General features: G+C 70.2%; 18 protein-coding genes. 7 read left to right on the top strand and 11 right to left on the bottom strand.

What is annotated here, in order from left to right:
• Positions 1-84 precede the first annotated feature (84 nt).
• Genes SOM08_RS10095 through SOM08_RS10085 form a run of 3 tightly spaced genes read left to right on the top strand, consistent with a single transcriptional unit; the run spans position 85 to position 2,002 of the window.
• A complete protein-coding gene (locus tag SOM08_RS10095) occupies positions 85-807 on the top strand; it encodes an energy transducer TonB (protein WP_116957828.1) in 723 nt (240 codons plus the stop codon).
• A gap of 33 nt (positions 808-840) precedes the next feature.
• Positions 841-1,587, top strand: coding sequence for a MotA/TolQ/ExbB proton channel family protein (locus SOM08_RS10090; RefSeq protein WP_116957827.1), 747 nt, complete (start codon positions 841-843; stop codon positions 1,585-1,587).
• 4 nt (positions 1,588-1,591) lie between these two features.
• Positions 1,592-2,002, top strand: coding sequence for an ExbD/TolR family protein (locus SOM08_RS10085; RefSeq protein WP_116957826.1), 411 nt, complete (start codon positions 1,592-1,594; stop codon positions 2,000-2,002).
• A 117-nt stretch (positions 2,003-2,119) separates the two neighbouring features.
• Here SOM08_RS10085 and SOM08_RS10080 read toward each other — a convergent pair whose 3' ends face one another.
• The gene (locus tag SOM08_RS10080) at positions 2,120-2,527 is read right to left on the bottom strand and encodes a GlcG/HbpS family heme-binding protein (protein ID WP_116957825.1); all 408 of its coding nucleotides are present in this window, start codon (positions 2,525-2,527) and stop codon (positions 2,120-2,122) included.
• 183 nt (positions 2,528-2,710) lie between these two features.
• On the opposite strand from SOM08_RS10080, the gene SOM08_RS10075 reads away from it, so the two are divergent.
• Both SOM08_RS10075 and SOM08_RS10070 read left to right on the top strand, forming a co-directional pair.
• Positions 2,711-3,409: a Bax inhibitor-1/YccA family protein gene (locus SOM08_RS10075; RefSeq protein ID WP_070397943.1), complete on the top strand. Its 699-nt coding sequence runs from the start codon at positions 2,711-2,713 to the stop codon at positions 3,407-3,409.
• Between the two features lie 108 nt (positions 3,410-3,517).
• Positions 3,518-3,835 carry a hypothetical protein gene (locus SOM08_RS10070; protein ID WP_116958008.1) on the top strand — a complete coding sequence of 106 codons (318 nt, stop codon included), beginning with the start codon at positions 3,518-3,520 and terminating at the stop codon, positions 3,833-3,835.
• A 102-nt stretch (positions 3,836-3,937) separates the two neighbouring features.
• Here SOM08_RS10070 and rlmD read toward each other — a convergent pair whose 3' ends face one another.
• From rlmD to surE, 5 genes are all read right to left on the bottom strand, one after another.
• Positions 3,938-5,359: a 23S rRNA (uracil(1939)-C(5))-methyltransferase RlmD gene (gene rlmD, locus SOM08_RS10065; protein WP_322470605.1), complete on the bottom strand. Its 1,422-nt coding sequence runs from the start codon at positions 5,357-5,359 to the stop codon at positions 3,938-3,940.
• 35 nt (positions 5,360-5,394) lie between these two features.
• Positions 5,395-6,180, bottom strand: a complete 786-nt coding sequence (locus tag SOM08_RS10060; protein ID WP_116957823.1) for a 3'-5' exonuclease — start codon at positions 6,178-6,180, stop codon at positions 5,395-5,397.
• 12 nt (positions 6,181-6,192) lie between these two features.
• Entirely contained in the window at positions 6,193-7,092 is a 900-nt protein-coding gene (locus SOM08_RS10055; protein ID WP_116957822.1) for a peptidoglycan DD-metalloendopeptidase family protein, read from the bottom strand.
• A gap of 77 nt (positions 7,093-7,169) precedes the next feature.
• Positions 7,170-7,949: a protein-L-isoaspartate(D-aspartate) O-methyltransferase gene (locus tag SOM08_RS10050; protein ID WP_116957821.1), complete on the bottom strand. Its 780-nt coding sequence runs from the start codon at positions 7,947-7,949 to the stop codon at positions 7,170-7,172.
• Positions 7,946-8,728: a 5'/3'-nucleotidase SurE gene (surE, locus tag SOM08_RS10045; RefSeq protein ID WP_116957820.1), complete on the bottom strand. Its 783-nt coding sequence runs from the start codon at positions 8,726-8,728 to the stop codon at positions 7,946-7,948. The genes SOM08_RS10050 and surE overlap by 4 nt, the downstream gene beginning before the upstream one ends.
• Positions 8,729-8,885: 157 nt before the next feature.
• On the opposite strand from surE, the gene SOM08_RS10040 reads away from it, so the two are divergent.
• Positions 8,886-9,872: an NADPH:quinone oxidoreductase family protein gene (locus SOM08_RS10040; protein WP_116957819.1), complete on the top strand. Its 987-nt coding sequence runs from the start codon at positions 8,886-8,888 to the stop codon at positions 9,870-9,872.
• Between the two features lies 1 nt (position 9,873).
• Here the strand turns inward: SOM08_RS10040 and SOM08_RS10035 are convergent, their stop codons facing one another.
• The 5 genes from SOM08_RS10035 to SOM08_RS10015 all read right to left on the bottom strand — a co-directional run bounded on the left by SOM08_RS10035 (position 9,874) and on the right by SOM08_RS10015 (position 16,377).
• On the bottom strand, positions 9,874-10,497 hold the full coding sequence (locus SOM08_RS10035; protein WP_322470604.1) for a TolC family protein: 624 nt from the start codon (positions 10,495-10,497) through the stop codon (positions 9,874-9,876).
• Complete coding sequence (locus tag SOM08_RS10030) at positions 10,494-11,018, bottom strand: TolC family protein (RefSeq protein WP_322470603.1); 525 nt, start codon at positions 11,016-11,018, stop codon at positions 10,494-10,496. Before SOM08_RS10030 ends, SOM08_RS10035 begins: the two co-directional genes overlap by 4 nt.
• A 299-nt stretch (positions 11,019-11,317) precedes the next feature.
• The gene (locus tag SOM08_RS10025; RefSeq protein ID WP_116957817.1) at positions 11,318-14,545 is read right to left on the bottom strand and encodes an efflux RND transporter permease subunit; all 3,228 of its coding nucleotides are present in this window, start codon (positions 14,543-14,545) and stop codon (positions 11,318-11,320) included.
• Between the two features lie 12 nt (positions 14,546-14,557).
• Positions 14,558-15,736, bottom strand: a complete 1,179-nt coding sequence (locus SOM08_RS10020) for an efflux RND transporter periplasmic adaptor subunit (protein ID WP_116957816.1) — start codon at positions 15,734-15,736, stop codon at positions 14,558-14,560.
• Between the two features lie 143 nt (positions 15,737-15,879).
• A complete protein-coding gene (locus SOM08_RS10015) occupies positions 15,880-16,377 on the bottom strand; it encodes a c-type cytochrome (protein ID WP_322470602.1) in 498 nt (165 codons plus the stop codon).
• 258 nt (positions 16,378-16,635) lie between these two features.
• Here SOM08_RS10015 and SOM08_RS10010 point away from each other — a divergent pair, with 258 nt between their 5' ends.
• A complete protein-coding gene (locus SOM08_RS10010) occupies positions 16,636-17,364 on the top strand; it encodes a sigma-70 family RNA polymerase sigma factor (protein ID WP_116957814.1) in 729 nt (242 codons plus the stop codon).
• Positions 17,365-17,415: the final 51 nt, after the last annotated feature.

Below are 17,415 nucleotides of genomic sequence, written 5' to 3'. Positions count from 1 at the left end.
GTCCTCCATGATCACAGGCCTCGTCGTTCACGTTGCCAGTCTCATGCTGACGCTGATCGCGCTGTACTGGATCTTTCGACGCGAATGAGCTTTGACACGACCGTCCCCGCACCGGCCCCGTCGCGGCGCCTGAACCGCCGCCTCGCCGTGGTCGGCTCGGTGGTGGGTTTTCACGTGCTGGCGGTCTGGGCCCTGCAGAGCGGCTTGCTGCGCCGCGCGGTGGAGTTGGTGATTCCCGTGGAGGTGATGGCCGAGCTCATCGAGCTGCCGCAGCCCCAGGTGACGCCCGAACCGCCGGCCCCGGCCCCTGCGCCGCCCGCGCCCAGGCCGCCACCGCCCAAGCCGCGCCCGGCCCCGCCCCCGCCGCGCCCGCTGCCGGTGGCCACGCCCTCGCCCGCCCCCGCGCCGATCCAGGCCGCGCCGCCCGAGCCCGTGGTGCCGGCGCCGCCGGCACCCGTGGTGGCCGCGCCGGCGCCCGCGCCGGCACCGCCTGCACCGCCAGCGCCAGCGCCCGTGGTGATCCCCCCCTCCAGCGATGCGGACTACCTCAGCAACCCCAAGCCCGCCTATCCCTCGCTGTCCAAGCGCATGGGCGAACAGGGACGGGTGCTGGTGCGCGCCTTCGTCGACACCAAGGGCATGCCCAGCCGGGTCGAGGTGGCCCGCTCCAGCGGCTTCGAGCGGCTGGACAAGACCGCCGTCGACACCGTGCTGCGCTGGCGCTTCGTGCCCGGCAAGCGCGGTGGCGAACCCGTGGCCATGTGGGTCGAGGTGCCGATCGTTTTCGAACTGAACTTTTCGAACTGAAGTCAACCGCTTTTTCTCAGGAGCCCGCTTTTCATGGATTCGCCGTTCGTCTCATCCGGCCTCGCCCACGTTTGGACCCAGGGTGACTGGGTCACCCGCAGCGTCGCCCTGGTGCTGCTGACCATGTCGCTGGCCTCGTGGATCATCATCCTGTGGAAGGCGCTGGACCTGCGCGCCCAGCGCGCGCAGGCGCGCGGCGTCGAAGGTTTCTGGCACAGCAGCGACTTCGCCGAAGGCCTGGAAAAACTCGGCGACGCCGACGGCAACCCCTTCCGCACCGCCGCCATCGAGGGCCGCGAGGCCGCACGCCACATCACCCACCAGGACGGCGCCAGCCGACCGCAGCTGCACGACAACCTGGACGTGAGCGACTGGATCGAGCGCGCCCTGCGCAAGAGCGTGGACGACTTCACCATCCGCGCCCAGGGTGGCCTGTCGGTGCTGGCCTCGGTGGCGTCCACCGCGCCCTTCGTCGGCCTGTTCGGCACGGTCTGGGGCATCTACCACGCGCTGCTGAGCATCGGCAGCTCGGGCCAGGTGGCCATTGACAAGGTCGCCGGCCCGATCGGCGAGGCCCTGATCATGACGGCCCTGGGCCTGCTGGTGGCCATTCCCGCCGTGCTGGGCTACAACGCGCTGGTGCGTGGCAACAAGGCCGTGCTGCACAAGCTCAACCGCTTCGCGCACGACCTGCACGCCTACTTCGTCACCGGTGCCCGCGTGAGCGTGGGCGCCGAGGGCAAGGTACTGCCCATCAAGCAGCAGCAACAGCGGGGTTGATCACATGGCCATTGGCACGCAAGACACCAGCGACGAAGTCATGAGCGAGATCAACATGATCCCGTTCATCGACGTCATGCTGGTGCTGCTCATCATCTTCATCATCACGGTGCCGGTCATCCAGCACGCGGTGAACATCGACCTGCCGCAGGTGAGCGTCGAAAAAGTGCAGGACAAGCCCGAGAACATCCGCTTCTCGGTGAACGCCGAGGGTCAGTACTTCTGGAACGACCAGCGCCTGGCCGATGGCGAACTGGAGGGCAGGCTCAGCGCCGCCGCCGCGCAGGACCCGCAGCCCGAGCTGCACATCCGCGGCGACAAGGCCGTGCGCTACGAGCGCGTGGCCCTGGCCATGGCCGCGGCGCAGAAGGCCGGGCTGCGCAAGATCGGTTTCATCACGGAGCCCACGCCCTGAGGGGCGGGGACCGCGTCACGTATCGTGGGGCGACCCGGGGATTCTCCATCCCCGCGCGTCGTTTTTAGCCAGCCAGGGCGGTCACCCGCCGATAGCCAGGCGTTTTTTACCCGATCCTCAAAGACCGAGCGCGGCGATGCCCGCACGAGCGATCTGCGCGTCCTCGCTCGACTTCACGCCGCTCACGCCGACAGCGCCGATGCACTGGCCGTCCTTCATCACCGGCACCCCGCCCTCCAGCATGCCTTGCAGCTGCGGCGCGCTCAGGAACGAGGTGCGGCCCTGGTTGATGACGTCCTCGTAGACCTTGCTCTCGCGGCGACCCAGCGCGGCCGTGTGCGCCTTGGCGGGCGCGATGTGGGCCGAGATGGCCGGCGCGCCGTCCAGGCGCTGCAGCCACAGCAGGTGGCCGCCGTCGTCCACGATGGCGATGGTCACGTGCCACTGGTTTTTCAGGGCCTCGGCCTCGGCGGCGGCGGCCATCGCCTTCACGTCGGCGGCGTCGAGCTGGTGTTTGGTCTTCATGAACGTCTTTCTGTATTCAAGATCGAAAAGCAGGAAAGCCCGACGATAACCCGGCGATTCCTGACCCGACAGTCACAACTGCCCTCACCGGAGGCCCAAGGGCGCCGGCCAGGAATTTGAGGGCCCCAAGGAACCTCGTGCACAATGCCAGAGTCTTACGGCAGACTTAAGGAGAATTCCACCATGTCCGACCACGTGCAAACCAACGGCCGCTTCGGCACCGCTGTTTCGGCCAGCGCCACGCAACGCAACCGCGTGCTGCGCAACACCTACTGGCTGCTCGCGCTGTCCATGCTGCCCACGGTCCTGGGGGCGTGGGTGGGCGTGAGCACCGGCATCACCGCCAGCCTCACGGGCGGCCTGGGCCTGATCGTCTTCCTGGGCGGCGCCTTCGGCTTCATGTTCGCGATCGAAAAGACCAAGAATTCGGCCGCCGGCGTGCCGATCCTGCTGGCCTTCACCTTCTTCATGGGCCTGATGCTGTCGCGCCTGCTGGCGATGGTGCTGGGCTTCTCCAACGGCGCCAGCCTGATCATGATGGCCTTCGGCGGCACCGCCGCCGTGTTCTTCGGCATGGCCTCGCTGTCCACCATCATCAAGCGCGACCTGTCGAACATGGCCAAGTTCCTGTTCATCGGCGCGATCCTGATCGTGGTGGCGGCCGTGGCGAACGTGTTCATCCAGTCCAGCGCGCTGATGATCACCATTTCCGTGCTGGCCGTGGGTGTGTTCTCCGCCTTCATCCTCGTCGACCTCAAGCGCGTGCAGGACGGCGAGGAAACCAACTACATCAGCGCCACGCTGGGCGTGTACCTGAGCCTGTACAACGTGTTCCAGAGCCTGTTGATGCTGCTGGGCGTGTTTGGCGGCGACCGCGAGTGAGCCGTTTCATCCCATGAAACAAGGGCCTTCGGGCCCTTTTTTCTTGGCCACGGACGTCAAGTTCCGGCCCGGCTCGCCGAAATGCAAGGGCAAGCCACCAAGACCACCATGCGACGCCCCGCCCTCATCCTGCTCACACTCGCCAGCACCTGGCTGGCCGGCTGCGATGCCCTGGGCATCGAAACCGCCACGCAGGTGAACGCCCGCAAGGAGTCGGAGGGCCGCGCCATCGGCAGCGCCTGCCGCCACGCGGTGCGCAGCATCGAGTCCTGCTTCCAGACCAACCCGCGCGCGGGCAAGGCCGCGGTGTTCGCGGGCTGGCGAGAGATGGATCAGTACATGCGGGACAACAACGTCGTGGGCATGCCCTCCGAAGGCGAGGCGGCGCCGGCCGAGAAGGCTTCGTCGGACAAACCCACGTCCTGAAGACGGCGAACCCGCAGCTCGCGGCGCTGGCGGCCACAGGGCACGCTGCTCCACGAACGACCCCCGCCGGAGCGGCTGCGCCGGCCCACCTCCCCTGATTCGCTACGCGGGGCGCCCGGCGTCCGCCAGCTCGAACACAGCCATGCTCTCGACGTGGGCGGTGTGGGGGAACATGTTGACCGCCCCCGCCGCGACACAGCGGTAGCCCGCCTGGTGCACCAGAAGGCCGGCGTCGCGGGCCAGCGTGGCGGGGTTGCAGCTCACGTAGACGATGCGCTTCGGGGGCGTCCACCCGCCGCCCCGCAGCTCGGGTTGCTGGTGCAGATCGGCCAATGCCTTGGCCAGGGCAAAGGCGCCTTCCCGTGGCGGATCGACCAGCCACTTCTGCGCCACGCCATCGGCCACCAACTGCTCGGGCGTCATCTCGAACAGGTTGCGGGCGGCAAAGCGCGTGGGCGCGAAGGCCCGCGCCCGGCCTTCGCCGTTGCGCGCCAGGTTCTCGCGCGAGCGGGCGACCAGCGCTTCGCTGCCCTCCACGCCCAGCACCTCGCGCGCCGTGGTGGCGATGGGCAGGGTGAAGTTGCCCAGGCCGCAGAACCAGTCGATCACGCGCTCGTCGGCGCGCGCGTCCAGCAGACGCAGCGCGCGCGACACCAGCACGCGGTTGATCGAAGGATTGACCTGCGTGAAATCGGTGGGCCTGAAGGGCATGACCACGCCGAACTCGGGCAGGGCGTAGCTCAGTTCCTCGCCGCCCTCGTCGAGCCGGCGCACGGTGTCGGGTCCCTTGGCCTGCAGCCACCACTGCACGCCATGCCGCTGGCCGAAGGCGCGCAGGCGCGACAGGTCGTCCTCGCTCAGCGGCTCCAGGTGGCGCAGCACCAGCGCGGTGACGCTGTCACCGCAGGCCAGTTCGATCTGCGGGCAGGTTTCGCGCGCGTCCATCTCGAAGATCAGCTCGCGCAGCGGCGCCAGCATGTCGCTCACGTGTGGCGGCAGCACCAGGCACACGCCCATGTCGGCCACGTAGCGGCTCTTGCGCTCGTGAAAGCCGATCAGCACCACGCCCTTCTTGTGCACGTGGCGCACCGACAGCCGCGCGCGGTGGCGGTAGCCCCAGGCGGGGCCTTCGATCGGGCGCAGGATGGTCTCGGCGCGCACCTTGCCCAAGTGCCAGAGGTTGTCCTCCAGCACGCGCTGCTTGATGGCCACCTGCGCGGCGGGGTGCAGGTGCTGCATCTTGCAGCCGCCGCAGGCGCCCGCGTGCAGGCCGAAATGCGGGCAGCGGGGCCGCACGCGCTGCGAGGACTCGCGGTGCACGGCCGTGGTGGTGGCGGCTTCCCAGTTGTTCTTCTTGCGATGGACCGAGACGCTGACCTGCTCGAATGGCAGCGCACCCTCGATGAACACCACCTTGCCGTCGGCGCGGTGGGCGATGCCCTGGGCTTCGATGTCCAGGGACTCGACGGCGAGCGAGCCGTCGGGGTAGGCGGGGGATGTGTTGTGGGGAGACTCTGCGGACATCCCGCGATTGTCTCAGGCCGGCCGCCAGCGATCGCTCACGCCCAGGCCGCCAGGTATTCCTGCCAATGCGCTTCGCCCGGCGCCAGGCCCCCCAGCGTCTCCTTCACGTAGGCGATCTCGCGTTCGTACTCGTCGGGCGTGAAGCCGCCGCGCATTTTCTGGAAGCGGCAATACATGAGGTAGGTGTTCATCACGTCCGTCTCGCAGTAGCGGCGGATGGCGTCGGTCTGCCCCGCGAGGAACTGCGGGTAGACCTGCGAGCCGTCCATGCCCAGCTTTCCGGGAAAGCCGCAGAGCTTGGCCAGGCTGTCGAGGGGCGCGTTGTTCTTCGGCGTGTACATGGCCAGCAGGTCCATCAGGTCCAGGTGGCGCATGTGGTAACGGCCGATGTAGTTGTTCCACTTGAACTCACGGTCGTCCTCGCCCATGTCCCAGTACTTGTTGGCCTCCAGTCCGTGGCGCAGGCCGCGGTAGTGCAGCACCGGCAGGTCGAAGCCGCCGCCGTTCCAGCTCACGAGCTGGGGCACGTGCTTCTCGATCGCCTGGAAGAAGCTCTGGATGACCTTGCCCTCGCTCTGGCTGTCCCTGTCGACGAAGGAGTGGATGCGCAGGCCCTCGGCGTTGCGGAACACGCAGCTGATGACCAGCACGCGCTGCAGGTACAGGGGCATGAAGTCGCTCTGCCCCTTTTCCTTGCGCTCGGCCACCCAGGCGGCGTAGACCTGCTCATCGCTCAGTTCGGCGCCGGCCCCGCGCAGCGCGCGCAGGCCGTCCACGTCCGGGATGGACTCGATGTCGAAGACGAGGACCGGCCAGGCCATGCGCGGCCGGGCTCAGCGCTTCGGCAGGTGGGCCAGCGGGTCCACCGGCTTGCCCTGGCGACGCACCTCGAAGTGCAGCTTCACGCGGTCGGCGTCGCTGCTGCCCATCTCGGCGATCTTCTGGCCCTGGCGCACCGACTGGTTCTCGCGCACCAGCAGCGCCTGGTTGTGCGCGTAGGCCGTGAGGTAGGTGTTGTTGTGCTGCAGGATGATGAGGTTGCCGTAGCCGCGCAGACCGGCGCCCGCGTAGACCACGCGCCCATCGGCCGCCGCGACCACGGGATCGCCGATCTTGCCGCCGATGCTCACGCCCTTGTTGGTGTTCTCATCGAAGCCCGCGATGACCGGGCCCGAGGCGGGCCACACGAACTGGATGTCGTCGCCCGCCGCCGCAGGGGCCGGCGTTGGCGCGGGGGCGGGCGCGGGCGCCGGCGCCGCGGACGGGCTGGTTTCGCTCAGTGGCCGCGAGGCCACGCTGCCGCTGGTGACGGGCGCGGTGCCCACGCTCGGGGCCGGGGCCGGGGCCGGGGCTGGCGCCGCGGCGGTGGGCGGCACCACGCGCAGCAGCTGGCCGACCTCGATGGCATTCGGGTTGGGCAGGTTGTTCCAGGTCGCGATGTCGCGGTAGTCCTGGCCGGCGTTGAGGGCGATGCGGTACAGCGTGTCGCCAGGCTGCACCGTCACATAGCCCACGCGGGGCTGCGCGGCGGCAGGGGCCGGGGTGGCCGTTGCCGACTCCGCGGCGGGCCGGGATGTGCCCCGGTCGTCGACCGGTGCGGGACGCGCCACGCGCTGCGAGCCGCAAGCGCTCACGAGCAGGGCCAAGCCGAGCACGGACCAGGTCAGCGCGCGCTGGGCTGTGCGTCCCTGCGCCCGGGTGTGACCCAGGTCGTGTCTTGCCATTTGGTTCATGAAGACTCCACCATTGTCTTGCGGGCCCCGAAGGGGCCCATTTCGATACACGCTCGACGCCGGCAAGGGCGGGACCGTCAGGCGAGGCCCGATTTTAGGGGCACGAAATGAACGGCCTCGAGCTCGGTGCGGACCACGCCATTGGCGGTTTTGTCAACCACCACGAGGTTCTGTCGACCGGCGGCCGTCACGGCCGGTGCCACCAGCCGGCCACCGACCGCGAGCTGATCGATCCAGGCGGCGGGCAGATCGTTCCCGCCGGCCGCCGCAATGATGCCCGCATAAGGAGCCCCCTGCGGGAAACCCACCATGCCATCACCGAAGAGCAGGTGCAGATTGGGCACGCGCAGGGCGCGCAGGTTGTCGCGCGCCTTCTCGTGCAGGCTGCGGATGCGCTCGATGCTGTAGACCTCCTTGGCCACGCGGGCCAGCACGGCGGCCTGGTAGCCGCAGCCAGTGCCGATTTCGAGCACCCGCCCCAGCGGCTGCACGCGCGCCTGGCACAGCAGCTCCACCATGCGCGCCACCACGCCGGGCTTGCTGATGGTCTGGCCCTGGCCGATGGGCAGGCTGGTGTCTTCGTAGGCCTGGTTCACCAGCGCCGAGTCGACGAAGCGGTGCCGTTCCACCGCGAGCATGGCCGCCACCACCGCCGGGTGCGAGATGCCCTGCCCCTGCAGCTTGCGCACCATGGCGGCGCGCACGGCGGCCGAGTCCATGCCGACGCCGCTGGGCCGGGCCGGGGCATGCGCGGGCGGTGCGTCGGGCTTGTGCTGGCGCGCGGGCACGGGGGCCGGCGTGCCGGCCGGCAGGCGGGCCGGAAAACCCGGGCGCTGGCGTGGCGGCGGCGCTTTCACGCGCCCTCCTTGGACAGCGCGGCCGCCGTCGGCACCCAGTAGGCCAGGGTGTCGTGGTCGGTCAGGTCCACCTGCAGGGGCGTCAGGCTGACGTAGCCCTGCTGCGTGGCGTGAAAGTCGGTGCCTTCGGCCTCGTCGCGGGCGGGACCGGCGCTGCCGATCCAGTACATGGTCTCGCCGCGCGGGTTGACCTGCGCGATCACGGGCTCGGCCGCGTGGCGCCGCCCCAGGCGCGTGACCTTCACGCCGCGGATCTGCTCGGCGGGCCGGCACGGAATGTTGACGTTGAGCAGCCAGGCCTGGCCGCGCTGCTGCATCTCGGGCAGCGACGGCAGCAGCTGCTGCACCAGCTCGGCCGCCTTGGTGGCGGCCACGTCCAGGTGGGCCCAGCCCCTCTCGGTCTGCGAAAACGCGATGGCGGGCACGCCGAACAGGTAGCCCTCCATGGCCGCGCCGACGGTGCCCGAGTAGATGGTGTCGTCGCCCATGTTGGCGCCGTTGTTGATGCCGGAGATCACCAGGTCGGGCCGGTAGCCCAGCAGGCCGGTGAGCGCGATGTGCACGCAGTCGGCGGGGGTGCCGTTGACGTAGCGGAATCCGTTGGCGGCGGTCTGCACGTAGAGCGGCGAGTGCAGGCTCAGGGCGTTGCTCTTGGCGCTGTTGTTGTGCTCGGGCGCGACGACCTCGACCTCGACGCCCGGCAGGGCCTTGACGGCGTCGTACAAGGCGACGAGGCCCTTGGCCTGGAAGCCGTCGTCGTTCGAGATCAGGATTTTCATGGGCGAAATTCTATTGACCCGAGGTGTGGCGCTTTCTTCTTATCCCGGGTGGCGTTGCGGCGGCGGCCACGCCCGTCGCCCAAGGGACAAAGCCCACTGCGCGAATGCAAAACCGGTGCCTATCATGCCCCGCCCCCATTCCAAGAGGAGACCCACCATGCACGCCTGGCTGTGCGAGAACCCCATCGGCGTCGACGCCCTGCAATGGAAGGAACTGCCCACGCCCGAACCCGGCGCGGGCCAGGTGCGCCTGCGCATCGAGGCGGCCAGCCTGAACTTCCCCGATCTGCTCATCGTGCAGAACAAGTACCAGATGAAGCCGCCGCTGCCCTTCGTTCCCGGCAGCGAATACGCCGGCGTCGTTGAGGCCGTGGGCGACGGCGTCAAGCACCTCAAGCCGGGCCAGCGCGTGGCCTGCCTGAGCGGCACCGGCGGCTTCGGCACCCACACCCTGGCGCCCGCCGCGCTGTGCATGCCCCTGCCCGACGGCTTTCCCGCCGTGGACGCGGCCGCGTTCATCATGATCTACGCCACCTCGTACCACGCGCTCATGGACCGCGCGCAGCTCAAGGCGGGCGAGACGGTGCTGGTCCTCGGCGCGGCCGGCGGCGTGGGCACGGCCGCCATCCAGATCGCCAAGGCCGCCGGCGCGCGCGTGATCGCGGCCGCATCCAGCGACGACAAGTGCGCGCTGTGCGCCTCGCTCGGCGCCGATGCCACCATCAACTACACCCAGCACGGCCCCCTGGGCGGCCTGCGCGACGAGATCAAGCGCCTCACAGGGGGCAAGGGCCCGGACGTGGTCTACGACCCCGTGGGCGGCGATTTCGCCGAACCGGCCTTCCGTTCCATCGCCTGGCGCGGGCGCTACCTGGTGGTGGGTTTTGCCAGCGGGCCCATTCCCAGCCTGCCCCTCAACCTGGCGCTGCTCAAGGGCGCCAGCATCGTGGGGGTGTTCTGGGGCGACTTCGCCAAGCGCGAGCCCCAGGCCAACGCGGCCATGATGCAGGCGCTGGCCGGCATGTACGCCAAGGGCCAGGTGAAACCGGTCATCGACCAGACCCTGCCCATGGCCGACCTGCGCAAAGCCTACGCGATCATGGGATCGCGCTCGGTCAAGGGCAAGCTGGTGCTGGTGAACTGAGTCAGCGCGCGGCGGTGGTCGCCGCCCCCGCCGACCAGCCACCGCCGATGGCCCGGTACACCGCCACCAGCGCGCCCGCCGTGCCCACCTGGGCCTGCACCAGCTGTTCCCGGATCGACAGCACCTCGCGCTCGGCCTGCAGCACGGCCTGGAAGTCGGTCACGCCCGCCTCGAAGCGCGCGCGCGCCAGTTGCGCGGCCTCGTCGGCGTGGCGCGCGGCCTCCAGCAGGCGCCCGGCGCTTTGCGCGTGGCGGTTGTAGCCGCTGAACGCGCCCTCGGTTTCCTCCAGCGCCAGCGCCACGGTCTGCTCGAACACCACCAGGCCCTGCTGCGCGCGCGCCTCGCTGGCGGCCACGCGCGAGCGGATGGCGCCGAAGTCGAACGGCGTCCACGACAGGCCCACGCCCAGCGCATAGCGCGCCGCGTCGCTGGTGAACAGGTCACCCAGGCGCGCGGCGTTGAAGCCCAGCAGGCCGGAGAGCGAGATCCGCGGGTACAGCTCGCTGCGCGCGATGCCGATGCCCGCGGTGGCGGCGGCAAGCCGGCGCTCGGCGGCGATCACGTCGGGCCGGCGCTGCAACCACTGCTGCGGCGTGCCCACCGGCAGCGCGGCCAGGTCCGTCACCGGCAGCGACGGCAGGGGCCGCTGCGTGGACAGCTCGGCCAGCGCCGCGCGCGCGGCGGCTGGGCGCTGAGCGTGGCCAGGCGGTAGGCCGCGGCCTCGACGCCGGCCTGCAACACGGGCAGCAGCGCCTCGGTGCTGGCGACCAGGGCGCGCGCGCCGGCCACGTCGAGCTGGCGCGCGCGGCCGGCCTCCAGCCGCGCCTCGGTGATGCGCAGCGACTCGCGCTGTTTCGTCAGGCTGGCCTCGGTCACGCGCTGGCGCTCCTGCAGGCCGCGCAGTTCCAGGTAGTAGCGCGCCACCTCGGCCGCCACGGCCGTGTGCACCGCGTGCAGGCCCGCCTCGCTCGCGCTCACCTGCGCGGCGGCGGCCTCGCGCGTGCGGCGCACGCGGCCGAACAGGTCGAGCTCCCAGCCGGCGACGAAGCTGGCGTCGAAGCTGTTGCCTGTGCGCTCGCTGCGCGAGGCGCCGGGCTGCTGCGTCAGCGGCGTGACCGCTCGTTGCGCGCTGCCTTCGATGGCCACGCCGGGTCGCGCGGCCGCGTCGGCCTCGCCCTGCAGCCCGCGCCTCCTGCAGGCGCGCCTGCGCGAGGCGGATGTCGGTGTTGGCCGCCAGCGCGCGCTCGATCAGCGCGTCCAGCGCCGGGTCGTTGAAGGCGCGCCAGAAGCGCGCGATGTCTTCGCCCGGCGCCTGGACGTTGCTGCCGCTGGCGCCGGCGTTGATGAAGCGCTCGTCCAGCGCCACGGTCGGCGCTTGGTGGTCGGGCCCCACGGCGGCGCAGCCGGTGAGCAGCGCCGCCAGTGCGACCGTGCAAAGGCTCCCCTCACGCATGTCGGGCCTCCGTCTCGTCTTGCCCCAGGCGGTGCGCGCGGCGCGAGCGCAGCAGCGCGTAGAACACCGGCGTCATGAAGATGCCGAACAGGGTGACTCCCACCATGCCAGAGAACACCGCGATGCCCATGGCGCGGCGCATCTCACTGCCCGCCCCACTGCCCACGATGAGCGGGATCACGCCCGCGCAGAAGGCGATGGAGGTCATCAGGATGGGCCGCAGCCGCATGCGGCAGGCGTGCACGATGGCGTCGACCAGCGTCTCGCCGCGCTCCTCCAGTTCCTTGGCGAACTCCACGATCAGGATCGCGTTCTTGCACGCCAGGCCCACCAGCACCACCAGCGCCACCTGGGTGAAGACGTTCAGGTCGCCCGGCTGCATGAAGGGCGGGAAACTGGACAGCCACACGCCGAACAAGGCCGACAGAATGCCCATGGGCACGATCAGCACGATCACCAGCGGCAGGGTCCAGCTTTCGTACTGCGCGGCCAGCACCAGGATCACCAGCAGCACCGAAATCAGGAGCACCGCCGCCAGCACCGGCAGGGTGATGTGCGTGCCCGGGACGGTGAAGTCGCGCGTGAGCCGGTCCTGGTAGCTGAGTTCCGTCCACTCGTAGGTCATGCCGCGCGGCAGCGTGCGCTGCAGCAGGGTCTCGATCTCGCCTTCGGCCTGGCTCGACGAGAAGCCCGGATTGGGCGCGCCGTTGATGTCGGCCGAGGGGTAGCCGTTGTAGCGCGTCACGCGCGTGGGACCGAAGCTGGGCTCCACCGTCATGAGCGCGCCCAGGGGCACCATCTCGCCCGCGGCGTTGCGCGTTTTCAGATTGGTGATGGCCTCGGCGTCGGCGCGAAACGGCGCGTCGGCCTGCACCACCACCTGGTAGGTGCGGCCGAAGCGGCTGAAGTCATTCACGTAGAGCGAGCCCAGGTTCACCTGCATGGTGTCGTAGATATCGGCCAGGTGAATGCCCATCTGCTTGGCGCGCGTGCGGTCGACGTTGGCGTAGAGCTGCGGCACGTTGATGTCGTAGCTGGAGAAGGGCGTGCCCACGGCCGACTTCGGGTTGGCGTACACCTGCCCCAGCGTGCCCCAGACCGCGCCGTACAGCGCCTGCTCGCCCAGGCCGCCGCGGTCCTGCACCTGCAGCTTGAAGCCGCCGACGTTGCCCAGGCCGTCCACCGCCGGCGGCGGCACCACGAACATGCGCGCGCCCTGGATCTGCTGGATCGCGCCGTTGACCTGGCCCAGGATGGCCTCCTTGCTCATCTCGGGCGAGGTGCGCTCCTCGAAGGGCGCCAGGCCGAAGAAGATGATCCCTTCGTTCGGCGCGGCCGAGAAGCCCGCGATCGACAGGCCCGGGAAACCCACCGAGTCGATCACGCCGGGTACCTTGAGCGCGATGTCGGTCATCTCGCGGATCACGGCGTCGGTGCGGTCGATGGAGGCGCCCGCCGGCAGCTGCGCGATGCCGATGAGGTACTGCTTGTCGGGCGCGGGCACGAAGCCGGCCGGGATGCGCGCGAACAGCAGGCCGGTCACGCCCAGCAGCACCGCGTACACCACCAGCGAGACGGTCTTGTGCCGCACGATGTAGCCGACGCGGCGGCCGTAGCCTTCGCTGCGGCGGTGGAAGGCGCGGTCGAACCAGCGGAAGAAGCGGCCGAAGACCTTGTCCATGGCGCGCGTCAGCCGGTCGGGCGACTGGTCGTGCGGGTGCAGCATCAGCGCCGACAGCGCCGGGCTGAGCGTGAGCGAGTTGAAGGCCGAGATCACCGTGCTGATGGCGATCGTCACCGCGAACTGCTTGTAGAACTGGCCCGTGAGGCCGGGCACGAAGGCCAGCGGCACGAACACCGCGCACAGCACCAGGGCGATGGCGATGATGGGTCCGGAGACCTCGCGCATGGCCTTGATGGTGGCCTCGCGCGGCGACAGGCCCTCTTCGATGTTGCGCTCCACGTTCTCCACCACCACGATGGCGTCGTCCACCACGATGCCGATGGCCAGCACCAGGCCGAACAGCGTGAGCGTGTTGATGGAATAGCCCAGCAGCAGCAGGAAGGCGAAGGTGCCCACGATGGACACCGGCACCGCCAGCAGCGGGATGAGCGAGGCGCGCCAGGTCTGCAGGAACACGATGACCACCAGCACCACCAGCGCGATGGCCTCCAGCAGCGTGGCCACGACCTTCTCGATCGAGGTCTGCACGAAGCGCGTGGGGTCGTAGACGATGTCGTACTCCACGCCGGGCGGGAAGCCCTTGGACAGCCGCTCCATGGTCTCGCGCACGCTGTTGGACAGCGCCAGCGCGTTCGAGCCCGGGGCCTGGAAGACAGCGATGGCCGCGGCCTCCTTGTTGTTGAGCAGGCTGCGCATGGCGTAGGTGCCGGCCGCCAGTTCCACGCGGCCGACGTCGCGGATGCGGATCAGCCCGCCCGTGGCCGGGTCGGTGCGCACGATGATGTCGGCGAACTCCTCCTCGGTCGTCAGCCGGCCCTGCGTGTTCACCGAGAGCTGGAACTCCGTGCCCTTGGGCGCGGGCGGCGCGCCCACCGTGCCGGCGGCCACCTGCGCGTTCTGTTCGCGGATGGCGCCCACCACCTCGGCGGTGGTGAGGTTGCGCGCGGCCAGCTTGCCCGGGTCCAGCCAGATGCGCATGGCGTAGTCGCCGGCGCCGAACAGGAACACCGAGCCCATGCCGGGCAGGCGCAGCAGGTCGTCGCGCACGTTCATCTGGCCGTAGTTGCGCAGGTAGAGCGCATCGCGGCTGTTGTCCGGGCTCAGCAGGTGCACCACCATCGTCAGGTTGGGACTGCTTTTCTCGGTGGTCACGCCGATCTGGCGCACGATGTCCGGCAGCCGGGGCAGCGCGCGGTTGATGCGGTTCTGCACCGCCGTCTCGGCCGCCTCGGGGCTGGTGCCGATCTTGAAGGTGACCGTGAGCGCCATGCCGCCGTCGGCCGTGGCCGACGAGTCGTAATAGAGCAGGTTTTCGATGCCGCTGATCTGCTCCTCCAATGGCGTGGCCACGGTTTCGCTGATGACGCGCGGGTTGGCGCCCGGGTACTGGGCGCGCACCACGATCTGCGGCGGCGCGACCTCGGGGTACTCGGACAGCGGCAGCTGGAAGATGGCCAGCGCGCCGACCAGGAACAGGAAGATCGACAGCACGGCCGCGAAACGCGGCCGGTCGATGAAGAACCGGGAGATGTCCATTCGGGCGCTCCCTTACTGGCCGGGCTGCTGCGGCGCGGCCGAAGTCGGCGGAGGAAGGGGCATGCCCTTGTCGTCCACCTTCAGCACCTGCGGCTGCACCGGCACGCCGGGCATGATGCGCTGCAGGCCTTCCACCACCACGTGCTCGCCGGGCTTGACCGCGTCGCCCAGCAGCACGCGCATGCCGTCCTGCAGGGCGCCGAGCTGCACCACGCGGAACTGCGGCTGGCCGTCGGCGCCCACCACCACCACGGTCTTGCGGTTCTGGTCGGTGCCGATGGCGCGCTCGGGCACCAGCGTGGCCTGGTAGGGCGCGCTGGTGGTCATGGTCAGCCGCGCGGCCAGGCCGGGCACGAAGCGGCCGTCGCGGTTGTCGAAGCTGGCGCGCAGGCGAATGGCACCGGTCTGCGGGTTGAGGCGGTTGTCGACGAAGTCCAGCGTGCCCTGGTGCGGGTAGCCGGTCTCGTTGGCCAGGCCCAGACGCACCACGGGCTTGGCGTTACCGGCGGCCCGCAGGCGCAGGAAGGTCTGCTCGCTGCCGTCGAAGTAGGCGTACACGCGGTTCGTGGCGGCGATGGTGGTGAGCACCACCTGTTCGTTCACCAGGTTGCCCGCCGTGGCGCTGGCGCGCGACAGCCGCCCGCCGATGGGCGCGCGCACCGCCGTGTAGGCCAGGTTCAGGCGCGCCACGCGCAGCGCGGCCTCGGCGGCCTTGATGTCGGCCTCGCTGGTGCGCGCGCCGGCGGCGAGCTGATCGAACTCCTGGCGCGACACGGCGCGGCTGTCGAGCAGCTTCTGGGCGCGGGCGTACTCGGTCTGCGCCAGCTCGGCGCGCGACTTCGCGGCCGCCAGCTGCGACTCGGCGCGCGCCACCTCGGCCTCGAAAGGGCGCGGGTCGATGGTGAACAGCAAGGCACCGGCCGCGACGCTGGCGCCGTCGGTGAAGTGCACCTTGTCGATGGTGCCGGCCACGCGCGGGCGCAGCTCCACGAACTCGGCCGCTTCCAGGCGGCCGCTGAAGGTTTCGACGTCGGTGACGCTGCGCTGCACCGCGGGCGCCACGCTCACCGGCATGGCCGGTGGCGGCGCGCCCTGCGCGTCGGCGGGGCCGCCGCAGGCCGGCAGAAGGGACAACAGCACGGGGAACAGGACGGCCAGGGCGGGGATGCGCCCGTGGGACTTGGCTGGCATGGGGGTGCTCCAGAAAATGCCGGCGCCGACACCCCCGGGTAGGGGGTGTGGCGCTGAGGGAGTTGCGGATTAAGCCGCAATCCCGGGGGAATTGACGAGGGCTTTTCGAGCGCGTGTGGCGGCCCGCCGACACGCCTGGCGGATCAGGGTTTGCCAGCCGGCGGCGGCGAGGGAAACGCCACCACCGGCGTCCTCACGGCCACCCCGGGCGGGGCGTAGGCCGGCGCGGCCTGGCCGGCCGGGCCGGCGGCGCGCACGTAGGCGTAGATCGCTTTCAGGTCGGTGTCGGCCATGTCGCGCAGCGCGAACCACGGCATGGGCGGGCGCATGGGCAGGCGGGCGCGCTGCAGCCACTGCGCCTCGCTCATCTGCTGGAACTGCTGGCGCAGGTTGCTCGGGTAGGTGGTGCCCCAGGGGCCCTGCAGGCCCACAGCATCGCCCGTGAGCCACTGGGCTTCGGGCACGGCGCCCGCGCTGGGGGCGTAGCCGGGGGTATGGCAGTCGTTGCAGCCCGAGGTCTTGACGAGGTAGCGGCCCAGGGCCACGAGGTCCGTCTCGGGCGGACGGACGGGGGCCGGGCCATTGGCCAGTGCGGCCGTGGACGCGAACAGGCCCAGGGCCAGCGCGGCGGTGCGGAACATGAAAACACTCCTTGTTTTGGTGTGCCGGCATTGTTCGCAAGGGGCTCAGTCCTCCGTCCTAAATCTTTCCTAGGCGAAGCTTAAAAAATACCTAAGCGCGCGCGGCGGTACCGGAAACGCCTACGGCCTTCGCCGCCCGGTGCTGACAGGGCGCATCCAGCAATCCCCACAGACGGTGGGGCGACCGATCCCCAGAATTTCTGCCATGGCCACGCGGCCCTTGAGCCCCGCGTCCAGGCCGTCAGAAGGGACATCCGCATGAGCACCACCGCCTGTTTCGCCGACCCGCGCAACGCCCAGATCCGCCTCTACCAGCCCCTGGTGCGGCGCGTGGCCCGCCACCTGCGCGCCCAGCTGCCGCCCTCGGTCGACGTGGACGACCTGATACAGGCCGGCATGATCGGCCTGAACGAGGCCATCGGCCGCTGCGACCCGGCCGAGGCCGAGGCCGGCGGACTGGAGAAATTCGCCATGCCGCGCATCCGAGGCGCCATGATCGACGAGCTGCGCGCGACCGAATGGGCCTCGCGCGGTTGCCGGCAGAGCCGGCGCGACATCGACGAGGCCGCGCAGCGCCTGCAGCAGCGCCTGTGCCGCCGCCCGCACGACAGCGAAATGGCCGCGGAGCTGTGCCTCACGCTCGATGAATACCACGCGCTGCAGGCCAAGCTGCACCGCTCCCAGCTGATGCCGCTGGACGACACCGGCCTGGTGGGGGAAGAGGACGACGACGGCCTGCACGGCAGCGAGTTCGGCGACAGCACCCACGACCCGCTGAGCGTGCTGGAACAGCAGCGCATGCGCCTGGCCCTGGTCGACGCCATCCAGGGTCTGCCCGAGCGCGAACAGCAGGTCATGCTCAGGCACTACGGCGAGGACATGATGTTCAAGGACATCGGCCGCGAACTGGGCGTGAGCGAGTCCCGCGTCAGCCAGGTGCACCGCCACGCCATCGACCTGCTGCGTGCGCAACTGCAGGCGCACTGATATTTCACCGGCGACAGCGCGCGGCGGCGGCCCGGCGTAGCATCGCCCGGC

The organism is Hydrogenophaga sp. SNF1, assembly GCF_034421675.1.
GTDB classification, from domain to species: Bacteria; Pseudomonadota; Gammaproteobacteria; order Burkholderiales; family Burkholderiaceae_C; genus Hydrogenophaga; species Hydrogenophaga borbori.
This window is presented reverse-complemented; position numbering and strand designations above follow the sequence as displayed.

Coding starts and splice junctions, on each gene's coding strand:
- SOM08_RS10075 (WP_070397943.1), top strand. CDS start 2,711: ATGTCCGACCACGTGCAAACCAACGGCCGCTTCGGCACCGCTGTTTCG.
- SOM08_RS10080 (WP_116957825.1), bottom strand. CDS start 2,527: ATGAAGACCAAACACCAGCTCGACGCCGCCGACGTGAAGGCGATGGCC.
- SOM08_RS10055 (WP_116957822.1), bottom strand. CDS start 7,092: ATGAACCAAATGGCAAGACACGACCTGGGTCACACCCGGGCGCAGGGA.
- SOM08_RS10060 (WP_116957823.1), bottom strand. CDS start 6,180: ATGGCCTGGCCGGTCCTCGTCTTCGACATCGAGTCCATCCCGGACGTG.
- SOM08_RS10010 (WP_116957814.1), top strand. CDS start 16,636: ATGAGCACCACCGCCTGTTTCGCCGACCCGCGCAACGCCCAGATCCGC.
- SOM08_RS10085 (WP_116957826.1), top strand. CDS start 1,592: ATGGCCATTGGCACGCAAGACACCAGCGACGAAGTCATGAGCGAGATC.
- surE (WP_116957820.1), bottom strand. CDS start 8,728: ATGAAAATCCTGATCTCGAACGACGACGGCTTCCAGGCCAAGGGCCTC.
- SOM08_RS10095 (WP_116957828.1), top strand. CDS start 85: ATGAGCTTTGACACGACCGTCCCCGCACCGGCCCCGTCGCGGCGCCTG.
- rlmD (WP_322470605.1), bottom strand. CDS start 5,359: ATGTCCGCAGAGTCTCCCCACAACACATCCCCCGCCTACCCCGACGGC.
- SOM08_RS10090 (WP_116957827.1), top strand. CDS start 841: ATGGATTCGCCGTTCGTCTCATCCGGCCTCGCCCACGTTTGGACCCAG.
- SOM08_RS10015 (WP_322470602.1), bottom strand. CDS start 16,377: ATGTTCCGCACCGCCGCGCTGGCCCTGGGCCTGTTCGCGTCCACGGCC.
- SOM08_RS10040 (WP_116957819.1), top strand. CDS start 8,886: ATGCACGCCTGGCTGTGCGAGAACCCCATCGGCGTCGACGCCCTGCAA.
- SOM08_RS10070 (WP_116958008.1), top strand. CDS start 3,518: ATGCGACGCCCCGCCCTCATCCTGCTCACACTCGCCAGCACCTGGCTG.
- SOM08_RS10020 (WP_116957816.1), bottom strand. CDS start 15,736: ATGCCAGCCAAGTCCCACGGGCGCATCCCCGCCCTGGCCGTCCTGTTC.
- SOM08_RS10025 (WP_116957817.1), bottom strand. CDS start 14,545: ATGGACATCTCCCGGTTCTTCATCGACCGGCCGCGTTTCGCGGCCGTG.